The sequence below is a fragment of the Fibrobacter sp. UWB4 genome, from assembly GCF_002210345.1.
Taxonomy (GTDB): domain Bacteria; phylum Fibrobacterota; class Fibrobacteria; order Fibrobacterales; family Fibrobacteraceae; genus Fibrobacter.
The window spans coordinates 85,184-100,122 of record NZ_MWQI01000001.1 but is presented as its reverse complement, the minus strand read 5'-3'; the positions used below and the strand labels follow the sequence as shown (position 1 = coordinate 100,122).

Below are 14,939 nucleotides of genomic sequence, written 5' to 3'. Positions count from 1 at the left end.
TCATAAGCCTATGTCGTCCAGTTTTTTTCATCCACGTAATAATTCACAATCCAACAAGACTAAGAATGATACCGTTCTTAGTCTATTCCAAAAACTTAAAGCCGAGTTCTATTTCAGTGCTCTTGTTAGGAGTGAAATTTCAAACATTGAAAAGCTTGCAGGAAAGCGTGACGCCATATTCAACGCAACAAGATCTTCTTTAAAACCCTATAGAGATTTTATAAAAAACTCTATTGAAGCAGAAAGAAAAAAAACTGATTATGAATGCAATTTTAAAATACTAAAAAGTCATGACACATATACAGTTAATTGGGTCTATCCCCGTTATTCTATCCTAAAAGCACAAATAACTCCAGAACTTTATCTAAACATAGAAGGGATAGAACTGAAAGAGGGAAAGAATCGAATCATTTTTGAAACTAGCGATATCATGGTTACTTTTACAAAAGATGATGTCGAATTGTCCAAGGATGCTAAAAAAATTATCGCTATCAAAAATGCACCTAAATGGAACGAAGCCATAAAAAATTTCAACCCCAATGAAACAATAACACTAAACAACAACTCCATTGAATACATATATTCCAATACCAATATTATCAAAGGAACAAAAATCCTTCAAAACGGGATAACCTATACCATTCGTAATATTATAAAAGAAGATGAAATCTGTATCGACTTTGAACTAGAGCCGCAACAGCCCTTTATTTCTACAAAAGAAAGCATTGCTATCGGACATAAATCTTTTTCTATAACCCCAATCAAGCCAAAGCCCGAAAAATTATACTACATAAGTAACAACAAGGCTTGGGATTTTCAAAAAGAAGATGATGAATATTTTTCCGACGAAAATCCTATATCAACAGATGTTAAAGATGAAAATGGTACAGTCTATAAATTAAAGCCATACAACAACAGCAAAAAGGGACGCAATAGAGTAATAATACAATTACTTGATGACGCCAATATAGAAGAAGGAGAAAAATCGCCCTGTGATTATTTTGTAGAAAATGAAATGCTGAAAGAAGTTTATCAAGAGAATAAAGCAAACGCTTTTAAGGTCTTAAGAATAAAAGCAGACGATCATCAACTATACGTGGAAAAAGAATCCAAAACCGGTGAAAGACTGAATCCCAATTTTCCAATAAAAATGGTTGTTGACTTAAACAATCTTTATCGCCAAAGAGATGCAATCAACACGCTTTCAGAAGCCCCAGTAAAAGAGCAGCGCAATCTCATAAAGCTATTTGAAGATAAAGAACGTTGTTCTTGGCCTACAAACGACATCCATAAAATAGAAGAATGGTTTGTCCTGAATAATCCCTCATATCAAGGCACCGAAGCACAACGCAGCTTTGTAGAAAAGGCCTTGGGCGCAAAAGATTTCATGCTATTAGAGGGGCCTCCTGGTAGTGGAAAAACAACAGCCATTCTTGAACTAATTCTTCAACTTGTTAAAGAAGGCAAAAGGATCCTATTAACAGCATCCACCCACGTTGCCATAGACAATATCCTTGAAAAAATCAGAGAATATTCTGAAGTGACCCCACTACGAATTGGCCGAGAGAGTTCAATTGGAGAATCAGTCAAGGAATTTCTCCTTGACAACAAAGTTGAAGAACTCAAAGAAAAAGGATTTGAAAAGGATTGCGCAGAAAGGTTTCTTCTTGATTCTTCAAATCTCGTATGCGGAACAACAATGGGCATCCAAAATCATCCTGATTTTAGGCGCAAACAAGACGATGACAAAATTACGCAGCCAATATACGATGTAATGATTATTGATGAAGCTAGTAAAACAACTTTTCAAGAGTTTCTAGTTCCTGCATTATTCGCTAAAAAATGGATAATTATTGGAGATATTCAGCAGCTATCCCCTTATACGGAAAATGAATATTTAAAATCCCATCTAACGAGAAGCATTGATGAGAAAACGCAATCATTATGTGCCTTGATAGAAGCACTGGATTCTTTAAACAATTCAAAAAAGAAGGGTTTCGCCAATCCTGAATGTAAACTATATCCTTTAGCCATAGAACTTCCTCCAAACTGTTCAGTAAAGGATTTTAAAAACTACAATACAGAAAAATTTAAAGCAATTCCCTCAAAAATCGCTTACATAAAAAACAACACTCCTTTTAACTATGATTCTGACAAAGAAATATCATGGTTAGATTTGTACTTAAAAGATTTGGTTATTATAGAACCAGGTTTACTCAAAAGCGTCATCAACTATATTCCTGAATCTTTCAACATCGCATCTCTACAAACAGTTAATTATTCCAATGAAGCATTTTCTCGAAGGAAAAGTCTCCTTGACGGAAAAGAACGTGACAATCGTACTCAGGATCTCAAAGATTTAAACAAATTCATTTCTCAGTCATGGGTTGAAAAAGTTTCTTGGAGGCTAGTTCGTAAATTTGAACGAAGGAACCTCAAAGAATCTAATTACGAAAAAGATCTAGATAAGCTCATCCCAGAAAATGATGATAAAACAAGAGATACAATTGATATTGTTGAACATATCTTTTTCCCTTCTATTCTTGAATTACTGCAAAAAGGAAATCAAGAAAGTCAAAAATATAAGACAACTTTAACCTCCGGCTTTAAAAACGGTTTTCAAGAAAGTACTTTTGCACAAAGATTCGAAAGACTTGATTACCAACATCGAATGCATCCCGATATTTCAAAATTTTCGCGAGAACACTTTTATGGTGCAACAAGAGGCATTGCAGAGTTAAAAGACGGTGAAGAAATCAACCGAGAATGGAGCTACGCCCGATACCCATCACGAGCCGTGTGGCTTGACGTCAAACGCAACGCAATAATTGAACGAAAAAATGAAAAAGTGAATAAAAACTACACAGAAAAAAATGTTATCAAAGATGAATTGGACCATTTCATTCAATGGGCAAAAATTCCAGGCAATAAACCAGATAATAAAAAAGACGGGTGGACAGTCGCTATATTATCCTATTATCGTCCTCAAGAAGGATTACTTCGAGAAATGTTACAACAATATACAAACCAACCAAACAATTTTTCACATTTCAAAAAAGATAATGTAGAAATCCAGCTATACACCGTAGATAAATTTCAAGGACGAGAAGCTGATGTTGTATTTATCAGCATGTGTCGAAACAAGGGTATTGGTTTTATGGACAACACAAACCGAATGAATGTAGCTTTGACAAGAGCAAAATATCAACGCGTAATTGTCGGAGATAAAAATCTCTTCGCAAGACAGCATTTTTCTGAAGAACTTCAAGATTTGGCAAAGTCAAGCACCCCTTTCAATATAAACAGGTAATATTATGCAAATTGTATTGAAACAAAATATAAATACAGAGAAAATCCGATTTCTTGGAGAAGTCGCTTATCGAGACGAGAACAAATTTGAAGTATATAAAAACATCTTCAAAAACACCAATAGCGAATACGAACTGAAAGAACTTCTCTTAAAAGAAGGAATCAAGGAGACTGCAATCAATGAATTTTGCAAAACACTAAGAAAGCAAAAAATCATTGATAATGAAGGAGCTATTTCCAAGGAACCGCTAATAGGAGAATATGGCGAGTATTTCCTAACTTTTATATTTGACGGAAATATAAGAGATTTACCCTATAACTTTTTACCGATTCGAATGGATAGGAGCATACAAGAAGAACATACAACAAACACCTCTTTTCATATTTCGCCAAAAGAATTTCTCAGTAGTTTGAACAGATCGAAAGATTTAGTTGCAGAAAAGCCTGTTTGTTCCATATTTAAAATAGATTCACCTACCCTAATACGCGAAGCCCATGATGAAGAAAACATGGCAATTAATATTGACGTAAACAACGACGAATGGAATTTACAAATATCGGACAATTCATTTCGCATCCCTAGAGAAAAGCAATTAGCGTATCATCAGCTATTCAATGAAGAACTCATAGAGGAAAACTCAAATTACTATTTAAAACTGCCTCTAGAAAAAGCCAAGGATAAATCGAAATACAAAAATGCCCTCTTAGATTTCAACACGTCTTTTAGGGAACAAATTGACACAGATTGGGGAAAATTTGACGCAGAATATAAAAATGTCAATGTACTGCCACAAGAAAATGAGGTAAACCTTTGGTATAACGAAATATTTAACACCACTTTGAAAGTTGAAGGATACCTTTCTCAAGAAGACTTGAAATTTAAGTGGGATGAAATCTTAAGAGATAAAGAATACCTCCAAAGAGATGAGTACAAGAAAAAAATCAAGCCATTTGATTACGAAAAATTGATAGAGCGATACCTGCCGAAGCAGGAAGAATATTGGCTTTTGCAAGCAGCAACAGATTTAAATCCCTATTCGCAACCATTAACAAAAACCAAGCGGAATATAGACTCAGGCTCCATAAGCATTCCTAAAACGGATAACGGTCAAATAAAGGACGATATTTTGGATAAATGGATAGAGTTATATTCAGCAAAAAGAATTACAATCATCGACCCTTATGCAAATAATTACTATTCCCTACGAGCATTAGGAGAATTATTCAGTCAAATGGACTCCACCCCCGAAGAGATTGTAATCGTTTCACAGAGAGATGAGAAATATTACGAGGAAAAACAAAGGAAGTATATTGACTATTTCAAGGAAAAATATAATGTCAAATTTGACTTGCACGGTAAAAAGGAAATTCCTCATGACCGTTATTGGTTTATTGACGAAAAGATATTTACCGTAGGCGTTAGCCCCAATGAAATTTGGATTCGCAAAGACCATATTGAAATCAAACAGCAAATCAACATCAATAGGATTGAACCTGAAAACCTTCCCGCAGAAATCGTCAAATGGAGCCATTAACTATGTCAAAAATTTCGCCTTTACATAAAGAAAAACACATTGATAATTCCGGAAAACAACTTCACTATTTCTCTTGTAAAAAGAATTCTGCGGTCGAAAATGTTCTAGACCAGTTAAAAGAAGAAATTGACAACGCATCCGAAAAAATCTGCATCGCATCGACATCCAACATCAACAAGTCTATTTGTGAAAATTTGCTTAAAGCCGCAAGCAAAAGAGTCCGAATTTACGGATTATTCCAAGATATGAAAAAATGTTCCGAATCCATAGCTTGGTTTGACGCAAAGAATCCTGCACTTATTCGAAGTAATGCCAAATTAGAGAATAATTTTATAATTATAGACAACAAACTTGCATTCTTTTTCATTAATTCCTTGACAGATATTGAAAGCAATAAATGTTTCATAATGAAAAACGAACATATGCAAGATTTATTCTATTGGTTTACATACTTTTTTTGGAATAATGATGCTGATGCGAAAGAACATCTTCTTGGGAAAATAGCTCCGTGCAAAGAGGCTCCATTTTCTATTCCGGTTATCGCCAAAGATAAACTTAATACAACGGATTCTATTCCGCAAGCATTCCTACCTTTACGGGGATTTTACCCCATAAACAACCAATTCAAAAGCACAATAATAGAGGACCAGAAAGAAAATAGCACTTTTGAGGTATTCCTTTCAGATCGGGTAAAAGCTCCTGTTTATGAAGACAATCAATTCTGGAAAATTGGAAATTTCATCTTTGAAAAAGGCGTATTCAAGGCACCGACAAACGTTTGGGAAGAAAAACAGGGAACATTGAAAGATACCCCAAAAACATTTATTGATTTTGACAACAATCGCTGGGAGCAGATAACAAAATTAGATTCCATTTCTAAAGATGTAAAATTGCCACTCACTGTGGATAGAATTGAAGATATGGAAAATACGGAGCCACCAAGCAACGAGCTCATTCCCGAACCTTATGCACTAGAAACGGTATTCAAATATACCGTCAACCCTCCACAAAAACCAAAGAATGCAGAAAAGGCAAAAATATATAAAGATTTTGAGCGACTAGACCAAGACCATAAAAACCAAAATATTAAGCGAATGCTTAAAGAACTTGAAGATCTCTTAGAAAAGGATGTTTTAAAAAATGCCCCGGGATTGAAGAAAAAGATAAATGAGACAAAAAGCGAAATTGAAAAAGAAAAAAACATAATTTTCAATCAATTATCAATGAGTGAATTAGAAGACTATCTCAGCAAATGGGATCAGAGTAAAGAGAACAATTGGGTCCAAATTTTAATAGATCTTAAAGTCGGTGTAAGCGAACTTATTTTCAACGAAAAAAACAAAGATGAAATCAATGAAAACAAAGAAACAATTAAAGATAAAACTAATCAAATTCCAAAAACAGATGAAAAAATTAAAGAATTGGAAGATAAACTTGTAGATTATAAACCCAAGAAACAAGATGATAATGAAAAAAAGCAAATTCAAAGCAAGATACAGGAAATAGAAAACGAGATAGAAAAAAACAGTCATAAAGAATCATCCGAAGATAAAGAAGAAGATAACGATTCTTTTGATTTAGAGGAAAGCCAAAAAGAACTGAATCGTCTAAAAGAAGAATTAAAGGATTACTATCCAAAAAATTCCAACAAGTCTGAAAAGAGAAAAATAGAGTCCGATTTATTGACTGAAAACAAGAATAAACAACGATTAGAGGCTGACATAAGGAATCTAAATGAAGAAATTCAAAAAAAAGAACAGCAAAGGTTTGATTTTGATGAAGCACAAAATCGAGAACGCAGTTTAAAGAACGCCTTTGCAGGATTAAAAAAGCCTTCATTTATTTTACCGGAAGTCGGAACCCTTTACGAAACAAAGGATTCTTTCTACTTAGAAATAACGGATTATAATGATCTAGAAAAAGCAAATGAATTAAAAAATAGATATATAGGAAAAGATTACAAGGTTGTAGCAGGAGCTTAAAATGAGTCTTAAAAGAACCATATTCGGACAAGTATTCATCACCGACTTTCAAGTCGCCAACGAAATACTTAAAAAATATCCATCCATAAAAATAGAAAACAACCATTTTTCTATTCAAGCATATGACGACTTTATTAACAATTCAAATAACGCACAACTTAAAGAAATTGAAAATGAATACCGTCAAAAACTAAGCGAAAAGCAGCGTAGACTAGAAGAAGAACGTAAACGTATAGAAGAAGAAAAAAAGAAACTAGAAGAAGAACGTCGTAAGCTAGAAGAAGAAAAAAGAATTACAAGGAATCAGCAAGAAATACTACGCCAACTTGCCGAAATAGAAAATAAACAACAGCAAAATCATCAGGAAAGTTCAAACATACAACAAAAAATTGCAAAACAAAAAGAAGAAGAAGATAAAATCAAAGAGCAAAAACAAAAGTATTGTCAAAATAGACTTGATCGAATTACAGAAAACGCAATAAAAAAAGGATATATCGTAAAAAAGAAAATTGTTGAAAACAACAAGATAAAGCTCATCCTTCAGCTAAGAGAATTATAATGATTAATGTAAACCATATAGAAGCAGGAAGCTACGTCAATGGGACTGGCAAGCGTTTCGTTTTATGGGTTCAAGGATGCGGCTTTCATTGTAAAGGATGCGGAAATCCCGACACATGGTCTTTTGATGAAAATAAATATTATAGTGTTCAAGAATTATTGTCTATGATCATCAAGGATTCTTCTTTAGATGGAGTAACCTTTAGCGGGGGCGAACCATTTTTACAAGCAGAAGAGCTTTCTAAACTAGCAGCAGCTATAAAAGAACATACAAAATTAACAATTCACATATTCACAGGGTTTGAGCTAGAGGAGATAAAACAGCCAAAGCAAATCAAGCTTTTAAATTTAGTTGACACACTTGTTTATGGTCGTTTTGACAAAACCAAGCCAAACAACAATCAAAAAGTATGGCATAATCCACAAGGAAACGATTCCTGGAAATTCAACAACACCGATGTTGAAATAGATATAGACAACGACGGGGATATCAACATAAATGGATTCCCTACAGAAGAACTAATCAACGATATCAAGGATATCCAAAATGAAAGAATTTAATGTTGAAATAGAAATAGATGAAAACGGCAATATAATCGCCGATGCAAAAGGATTTCACGGCAAAGTCTGTGAAAAAGAACTTGACAAACTACTTCAAGGTTTAGACAATTACTCTGAAGATAAGAAAAAACCAGAATATTTCGCAAAAGAAATAATCTCAAACAAAACCAAGACCAATAACAAATTACACTAGATCTTAAAGATTAAAATACGCCCTACCTTACCCTTTGTACTTTATCACAAGCATGGTAAGGTCGTCGCTCTGCTCTGCGCCATTCACAAACTCGGACACTACATGCGACATGGTATCCAGCAATTGCTGCGGTCCCGCAAACGCAGGTAACTCGCGATTTTTGTCATCAGCATTCATTCCACCGTCGCCACAAATTGCGCTTTCGACTCGCTTTAAGCCAAACAGTTCTGCGCCTGCATTCATCGCTTCGGTAAGGCCATCCGTATAAAGCAAAATCATATCGCCCGCAGCGATGACCGATTCCTGGATATTGTATTTTTTTTCTTCCATGACCCCAATAGGGATATTTGCGGTAACATCGAGATATCGCATATTACGTCCAGTAATGATAATGGGCTTTTCATGGCCGGCATTGCAGTAGCTCAGGCGCCCCGTTGCAAGGTCTAGCACACCAACAAAAAGCGTTGCAAACATTCCTGTCGTATTTCCACGACTGGCCATCGTGTTCATTCCCATCACAATGTGAGATGGATCATCGACTTTAGTTGCAATCGTGCGGAACACGGCCTGCGTCATCGACATGACAAGTGCCGCCGGGATTCCCTTGCCGCAGACGTCACCGACATTGAAGAATAGCTTTCCATCACGCACAAAATAATCATAAAAATCGCCACCCACTTGTTTTGCCGGGACTTGACTTCCGATGATATCCAGGGATTGACTTTCGGGCATCGGGGGCGGCAACATTGCGGTCTGGATTGCGTTTGCAATCCCAAGTTCCCTATTAATCAGATCTTTTTCGGCACTGACTTTGCTCAGCTTACGAACGCTGAGAATGCTACGATACATGATAAAGCCAAGCACCACAAGTCCAATCAGCTGGAAGATTATGACCGGAATAAGCGAGCGTTGCTGGTTATCGTACAACTGCACTGCCATCGAAGAGAGTTCGCGCATCGGGACATCGGCGCCAATAACGGCAACGACACGTCCTTGAGGATCGTGGACTGGTCGCGAGAATGTAGACATCAGCGCCACGTAATAGCGGCTCATGTACGGTTCGCTCCAGGAACCGTTGCCATGCAAGCCCTCGCGGTACCAAGTGCGTTCCGTATAATCAAACCCAATAACGGTGTCCTTAATTTCGTTGGTTGCATCATCTTTAAAAGTAAAGTATCCATCGCGAAGGCCATCACTCCCCACGCGATAGGCAAAATCGACGCCGACAATTTCAGGATGGTTCGCAACCACTCGTTGCAACGCCATATGCAATGAATCTTGCTGTTGTGTATCGATAAAGCGTTCAACTTCGGGCAGAACAGCCGCAATAGCAGCCTCAGCAATTTCCTTGACTTCAAAGGTCCGGTTCGCAGAAGTAAGGTCTTGCTTAGCCATTTCCTTAATTTGGGCGGTAATGGCTCGGCGTGTAGAAATGTACTGCACAGCCGTGGTCAATTCCAAAAATATAGCGGCCACAACGAGTACAACAATACTACGTATTTTTGTCTGACGAGATGTATTCATAAGACCTCGCGCCCCTCAAAATTATAAATCCTGTATATTCCTATAATATATTTTAATTTTGACCATTAATTATTTTTTCTGCTAAAGTCCACTCCAAAAAGTCATTTTTCAACCCATTTTTAACATTTGTCACACCTACAAATGGGAAAAGAGACTCAACAATTTTATCTAAAAAGCATAGCATTCAAGTTAAACTATTTCTATATTTGCAAATTAATAATTCAATTAATGAATTTGAGAAGGAATGATTCATGAAAAAATTTTTAATCGGATTAATGACCGCATCATTATTTTTTTGCGCCTGTTCCGGGGAAAATGGCGCAGATGGCAGAGACGGGAAAGATGCCGAAATCAACATCGATTCCCTAGCAAATGTTCTCCGCGAAGAAATTACGGGATCGCTTTGGGATTCTCTTTATGCAAAGCCTTACATTGACTCTGTATACAACACACTTTTTGACAACACATTTGCATCCAAATGGATGGACTCCGTTCGTAACGCGCTGTTAGACAGTTTAAAGGAATCCGATTACGACAGCCTTTACACAAAGCTCTACGACAGTGTTTACAACGACATTTATTCACAAAACATCATCCGTTCTCTTGACGGATTCATTTACCATGCCAAAGAGAATATCAATGGAGCATTTGCAAACCAATACCCTTTGATGTACAAGGGATTTACAGATGAAGAGGGGACCGAATATGTTCCTCTTTCCGTTGCCATCAGGAATTTATGTCAGACTTCCGTCAAGACTCCCTGTAACTACAAAAAGATCATGGTGCAGGCCTGGATTCCTGGATTTACAGATACCGCAAGCGTCACAAGCGCTGTAAACCCCAACGCAACCATAAAGACAAATCCCAAGTTCACATTCGATAAAGAAGCTCTTTCAAAATTAACGAATTCAGAAAAAGCTCAATACGAAGTTCGCGCATACGCTCTCGAAAACGACCACCAGATTTTATTTTACAGTTCCTCTACACCCGTAACAATTCACCCCATGCAACTTTTCGGCAGTGAATACAAGGGGGTAAAAAATTTCTCCTGGTGGTATGGAGTATGGATTACACCCAACATGGATTCAATCCCCAAGATTCTAACAGAACTGGCCCACATGCTTCCTGATTCAACCTTGAAGGTATACCAAAAATACAGCGCGGACACAAGCATCGAACAAAGTTCTAGACGTGTAGTTTCTGCAATATTCAATTTATTGCAGAAAAGAGGAATCAAGTACGTCCAAAACGAAAGCATCGGAAGCGTAGGTCAAAAAATACAGTATCCTATCGAGACTCTTCGCGAGAAAGAAGGCATCTGCATTGAGACATCTACCTTATTTGCATCCATCTTGGAAGCGGCAGGATTCCAGCCATTCCTCGTTCTCATACCAAGCCATTCGTTCGTAGGCTGGAGAGTCAACAAGAAATCCGACACCCTTGACTTTATTGAAACCACATTGATCGGCAACTCAAAGGCAACCGCAGCCGACGCCTTCAATAGCGGAATAAAAAAATACAGTGAAGAAGTCAAGGCCGGAACATTCACCTCAGGCGCATCGGAGCTTATTGAAATCGAAGCCGTTCGTAAATTTGGAATTTTACCAAACGACTTTTAGCCTTTATTTACGCTGATAAACCAGATAATAAAGCAAACTCCAGGTACCCCACAAAACGCAAAGCGCCATGCCGAGATAGCCTACGGCGTAAACCGCCGAGGCTATCGAATCGCATTTTAAGAGCAGCCCCGTTTCCGAGAGGATAAAGTTCCAGTCATGGAATCCATAAGGAGCTTCGGCGCCCGTGCCGCCGCTGATAAGCATAAGCTTCATGGGGAGAGCGTCTTCGATGTAAGGCGCCACGTCTATCAAGTTTTCGAACGCCCACCAGAGCGCAATCGAGGCACCGAACAAGTCGCGGGGCTTAATCCACAGCGCAAAGCAAAATACGAGCGGCATAATTGTCTGAAACAGCGAACCACCAAGCGATGTGAGCACGGGTTTCCCGAAAATGCCAAAAACGATGTGGCCGGTTTCATGTACGGGTAAATTTAAGTTGTGCAAGAACTGAGCAATCCAAGACTCATAACCACCTGCGATTGCCTGCAATGTAAAGAAAGCCATCGCCACGAGCAGCACGACTCGCGCAGCAAAGAAGTTTTCGCGGCCAAGCGGTCGTGGCAGCAAAAAGAACTGCACCCAGACGGGCCATTCTTCGGAATCGTTCAACCATTCCAAGATTCGAGCGAGCAGCGGCTTCTTTTTGTGAGGGACAAAGGTCATAAAAATAACGATAGTAATCTTTGCGACAAGATGCGCCGCGATTATAACGAGATGCGCCGCAGGTCGCTATTCGCCGTAAATTTCCGGCGTTTGGCTATAGAACCGGCGGTGCGTGAAGCTGTACCAGAGATTCGGATTTTCAAGAACGCGCTGTTCGAGCCACTTGTTGAATTGCGAGTCCACCACGCCCGAATCCGCCAAGGATGCGATTTTTGACTGCACGCCAGCCACCTCGATAGCGTGAAGTACGCGAACTTTTTTCGGAATAGCGCCTTTCGGAGATGCACCTTTCGAAGATGCGTCGCGTTCCTCCATCCAGCAGATAAAAACGGGTGTCTGCGGACGATGCTTGAGCAAAAAGTCCGGCAACGGATTCACGTTCACGGGCCGCCCCAGGAATGTTCCCGAAAGTGCACTCGGGATGCGGGAATCCTGATCGGAGAGCAGGCAGAATAGATGGCCTTCGTTCAAGATGCGTAAAAAGTCACGCGGCGTCCGTGCATCCACAGAATAACTCCGACCATCGACAGCACGGATTTTGCGTTCAAGAATGTTGTTGAGCCACTTGGGCTTCACGGGAATATAGCTCGCCACCAGCGGGATTCCAAGGCGGCAAAGCCACGGCCCCATCGCCTCGTAATTGCCGTAGTGCGCCGTCAAGAAGATTCCGCCTTTGCGCATTTTTTCGAGTACCGGCGCGGCCCCTTCTGCAATATCAAAATCCCAACCGTCCACGCAACACGGGTAAGCGGTAAAATCGTGCGGCAGCTTCTTGAAAGTTCCAAAGCAAAACAAGAGTTCGCTCACATGGCGCGTCAAGTTTTTTAAGAGCGTGTCGTACGAGACTGCGTCTAACGGAACTGCGTCGGCCACATGTTTTGCATTGGCAAGAACGGTTTTCCGCTTCCAGCCTGCAAGTTTAAGCACTGAGTAAGCCACCCGTGCAAAAACCGCCGCCATTATTTTACGCATAAAAGACATCACGGTATAAAGATACGAAAATTATACAAGCTTTAAAAAAAGTATTTCTATATTAGTTCCCTGAGGTTTGTTATGATTGAAAAAGAAATATCTACACAAGAAGAACCCGAAAACGTCCAGCGCGGCAAAAGCGCCATCGTCTGGTTAAAAATTTTCATCATTTTCGCCTTTATCATAGGGCTTTTCTCTGAATATATAATCGTCATTTTTAAGCCCTACATGAATTTAACAAGTGCAGATGCTGCACCTCCAATGGAATTCTCATCAGCAATCGCATTCCTATCCTATACGTTCCTGCTCTTAATATTCGGAATAGTAATGTTTATTTCGATATTCAAATTCTGCAAATGGATGTTTATCAGCATCAAGACATTGCGCAAATTCACAACAACGGAATTTTCACCCATCGCGGCCGTCATTTGCACATTGATCCCGTGGGTATGCGGAATCTTCGATTACTTCATTTTTAAAGACATCCTCGCCCGCCAAGAAAACGTTCTCAAATCCCACAATGCCACGTTTGTAGCACCAAAGCCCAGGATTCTCAAGTGGATTCTCATATTGTCGATTATCTTATTGGCTCCATCTATATTCAGCGAGTTCTTCGTATGCAGGCTCATCAATTTATTACTGTTGTTCCCAATTTGCGGACTCTACATTAAATCGATGAATGTCATGATCGAGAACGAAAAAACGCTTTCTACCATTCAAGAACAAGAAAACTCCTAACCCCTTTTACTACTATTATAATACTATGAGTGAAAATTGCCTTTTCTGTAAAATCATCAAGGGTGAAATCCCTTCCAAGAAAATCTACGAAGACGACGACGTATTCGCCTTCTACGACATCGCCCCGCAGGCCCCGGTACACTTTTTGGTCGTGCCGAAGCGCCACATCGCAACCATCATGGACATGAAGCCGGAAGATTGCGAACTCGTGGGCAAGATGCTTTACCGCGCACAGCTCATCGCGAAAGACCTCGGCCTCGAAGAAGGAGGCGCACGCTTTGTATTCAACTGCAAGGCTGATGCCGGTCAGACCGTATTCCACATCCACCTGCACGTCGTTGGCGGACAGGAAATGGGCTGGCCTCCGTTCCCGGCGAAGTAGTGATAAAAACTCGCGCTATAGTTCTTCACCGCTTTCCGTACAGCGATTCTAGCTTTATCGTCAAGGCGCTTACGGAAGAAAGCGGGATTGTCTCGTTTATCGTGAAGGGCGGAAAGAAAAAGGAATCTCCGTTCCGGGGGGCTTTGGATCCGCTTGCGTTAAGCGAAGTCGTTTTTCGCCAGAATCCAAATAGCGAATTGCAGTTCATCAAGGAAGCAACGCTTCTCGATTGGCACAAGGACTTGCGAAACGACTTGCTGAGTCTCGCAAAAGCGCAGGTCATCACCGAGATGATTTTGCGCTACGCCCCGCAAGGCGTCCCCCTGCAAGAAGAATTTGAACGCCTAGAGCAAGCCATCAGCGAATTCGATTCCGATTCACCGCAAGATTCGCCGACTCCAGAAGGTTCCGCGCACTCGTCAACATCGAGTATTCCTGACAAGTCGCGTATTTTTGCAGAGTGGCTCTTGGACACTTGCGATATGTGGGGCTACAACCTTGACCTCACTACTTGCAGCCGCTGCGGTCGCACGCTCGAAAAGCCTGCCGCAGACTTTTTCCCCGAAACTGGCGGATTCGTATGCCAAGCATGCCTCGGCGTCGAGCACCCGCGCGCCCGATTAGAAACGCTCAATGGGCTTTGGGCACTACAAACCGGCGATAAAATCGAGCATCCCGAATTCACCGAGAACGCGCTACTCACCTACCTGCGCCATCACATCGGATTCCTCAAGGAAATCCACTCTATAAAATTCCTGAACGAGACACGAAAGCTGTTTGATTATCATTGATTCAAGCACTGAATTCCGTCAATGCTTCGCAGTAGCGTGCAAAACGAGTGTTGCGACGGGCTGCTTGCAGACCGGCATAACCGAGTGAAGCCGCTGACGCCGGAGGCGTCAA

General features: G+C 39.8%; 13 protein-coding genes. 10 read left to right on the top strand and 3 right to left on the bottom strand.

Annotated features, from left to right (window positions below; translation table 11 throughout):
* The first annotated feature begins 10 nt into the window (after nt 1-10).
* The 6 genes from B7990_RS00445 to B7990_RS00420 are packed head-to-tail and all read left to right on the top strand — an operon-like array spanning nt 11 to nt 8,138.
* Nucleotides 11-3,310 (top strand): AAA domain-containing protein, encoded by a 3,300-nt coding sequence (locus B7990_RS00445; RefSeq protein ID WP_088639118.1) that lies wholly within the window; start codon nt 11-13, stop codon nt 3,308-3,310.
* 4 nt (nt 3,311-3,314) lie between these two features.
* On the top strand, nt 3,315-4,844 hold the full coding sequence (locus B7990_RS00440) for a hypothetical protein (protein ID WP_088639117.1): 1,530 nt from the start codon (nt 3,315-3,317) through the stop codon (nt 4,842-4,844).
* A 2-nt stretch (nt 4,845-4,846) separates the two neighbouring features.
* Nucleotides 4,847-6,826, top strand: coding sequence for a TrmB family transcriptional regulator sugar-binding domain-containing protein (locus B7990_RS00435; protein ID WP_088639116.1), 1,980 nt, complete (start codon nt 4,847-4,849; stop codon nt 6,824-6,826).
* A gap of 1 nt (nt 6,827) precedes the next feature.
* A complete protein-coding gene (locus B7990_RS00430; RefSeq protein WP_088639115.1) occupies nt 6,828-7,385 on the top strand; it encodes a hypothetical protein in 558 nt (185 codons plus the stop codon).
* Complete coding sequence (locus tag B7990_RS00425) at nt 7,385-7,945, top strand: 4Fe-4S single cluster domain-containing protein (protein WP_088639114.1); 561 nt, start codon at nt 7,385-7,387, stop codon at nt 7,943-7,945. Before B7990_RS00430 ends, B7990_RS00425 begins: the two co-directional genes overlap by 1 nt.
* Nucleotides 7,932-8,138 (top strand): DUF2997 domain-containing protein, encoded by a 207-nt coding sequence (locus tag B7990_RS00420; RefSeq protein WP_088639113.1) that lies wholly within the window; start codon nt 7,932-7,934, stop codon nt 8,136-8,138. The genes B7990_RS00425 and B7990_RS00420 overlap by 14 nt, the downstream gene beginning before the upstream one ends.
* Nucleotides 8,139-8,165: 27 nt before the next feature.
* On the opposite strand, the gene B7990_RS00415 is transcribed toward B7990_RS00420, so the two are convergent.
* Nucleotides 8,166-9,662: a SpoIIE family protein phosphatase gene (locus B7990_RS00415; protein WP_088639112.1), complete on the bottom strand. Its 1,497-nt coding sequence runs from the start codon at nt 9,660-9,662 to the stop codon at nt 8,166-8,168.
* A gap of 251 nt (nt 9,663-9,913) precedes the next feature.
* Between B7990_RS00415 and B7990_RS00410 the strand changes: the two genes are divergently transcribed.
* Nucleotides 9,914-11,281 carry a hypothetical protein gene (locus tag B7990_RS00410; RefSeq protein WP_141099186.1) on the top strand — a complete coding sequence of 456 codons (1,368 nt, stop codon included), beginning with the start codon at nt 9,914-9,916 and terminating at the stop codon, nt 11,279-11,281.
* Nucleotides 11,282-11,284: 3 nt separating this feature from the next.
* On the opposite strand, the gene B7990_RS00405 is transcribed toward B7990_RS00410, so the two are convergent.
* Both B7990_RS00405 and B7990_RS00400 read right to left on the bottom strand, forming a co-directional pair.
* Nucleotides 11,285-11,944 carry a hypothetical protein gene (locus B7990_RS00405; protein ID WP_088639110.1) on the bottom strand — a complete coding sequence of 220 codons (660 nt, stop codon included), beginning with the start codon at nt 11,942-11,944 and terminating at the stop codon, nt 11,285-11,287.
* A 66-nt stretch (nt 11,945-12,010) separates the two neighbouring features.
* Nucleotides 12,011-12,916 carry a lysophospholipid acyltransferase family protein gene (locus B7990_RS00400; RefSeq protein ID WP_254917246.1) on the bottom strand — a complete coding sequence of 302 codons (906 nt, stop codon included), beginning with the start codon at nt 12,914-12,916 and terminating at the stop codon, nt 12,011-12,013.
* An 81-nt stretch (nt 12,917-12,997) separates the two neighbouring features.
* Between B7990_RS00400 and B7990_RS00395 the strand changes: the two genes are divergently transcribed.
* Genes B7990_RS00395 through recO form a run of 3 tightly spaced genes read left to right on the top strand, consistent with a single transcriptional unit; the run spans nt 12,998 to nt 14,827 of the window.
* Nucleotides 12,998-13,654 carry a hypothetical protein gene (locus B7990_RS00395; protein ID WP_088639108.1) on the top strand — a complete coding sequence of 219 codons (657 nt, stop codon included), beginning with the start codon at nt 12,998-13,000 and terminating at the stop codon, nt 13,652-13,654.
* 25 nt (nt 13,655-13,679) lie between these two features.
* Nucleotides 13,680-14,036: a histidine triad nucleotide-binding protein gene (locus B7990_RS00390; protein ID WP_072827496.1), complete on the top strand. Its 357-nt coding sequence runs from the start codon at nt 13,680-13,682 to the stop codon at nt 14,034-14,036.
* Nucleotides 14,036-14,827 carry a DNA repair protein RecO gene (gene recO / locus B7990_RS00385; protein ID WP_088639107.1) on the top strand — a complete coding sequence of 264 codons (792 nt, stop codon included), beginning with the start codon at nt 14,036-14,038 and terminating at the stop codon, nt 14,825-14,827. The genes B7990_RS00390 and recO overlap by 1 nt, the downstream gene beginning before the upstream one ends.
* Nucleotides 14,828-14,939 lie beyond the last annotated feature (112 nt).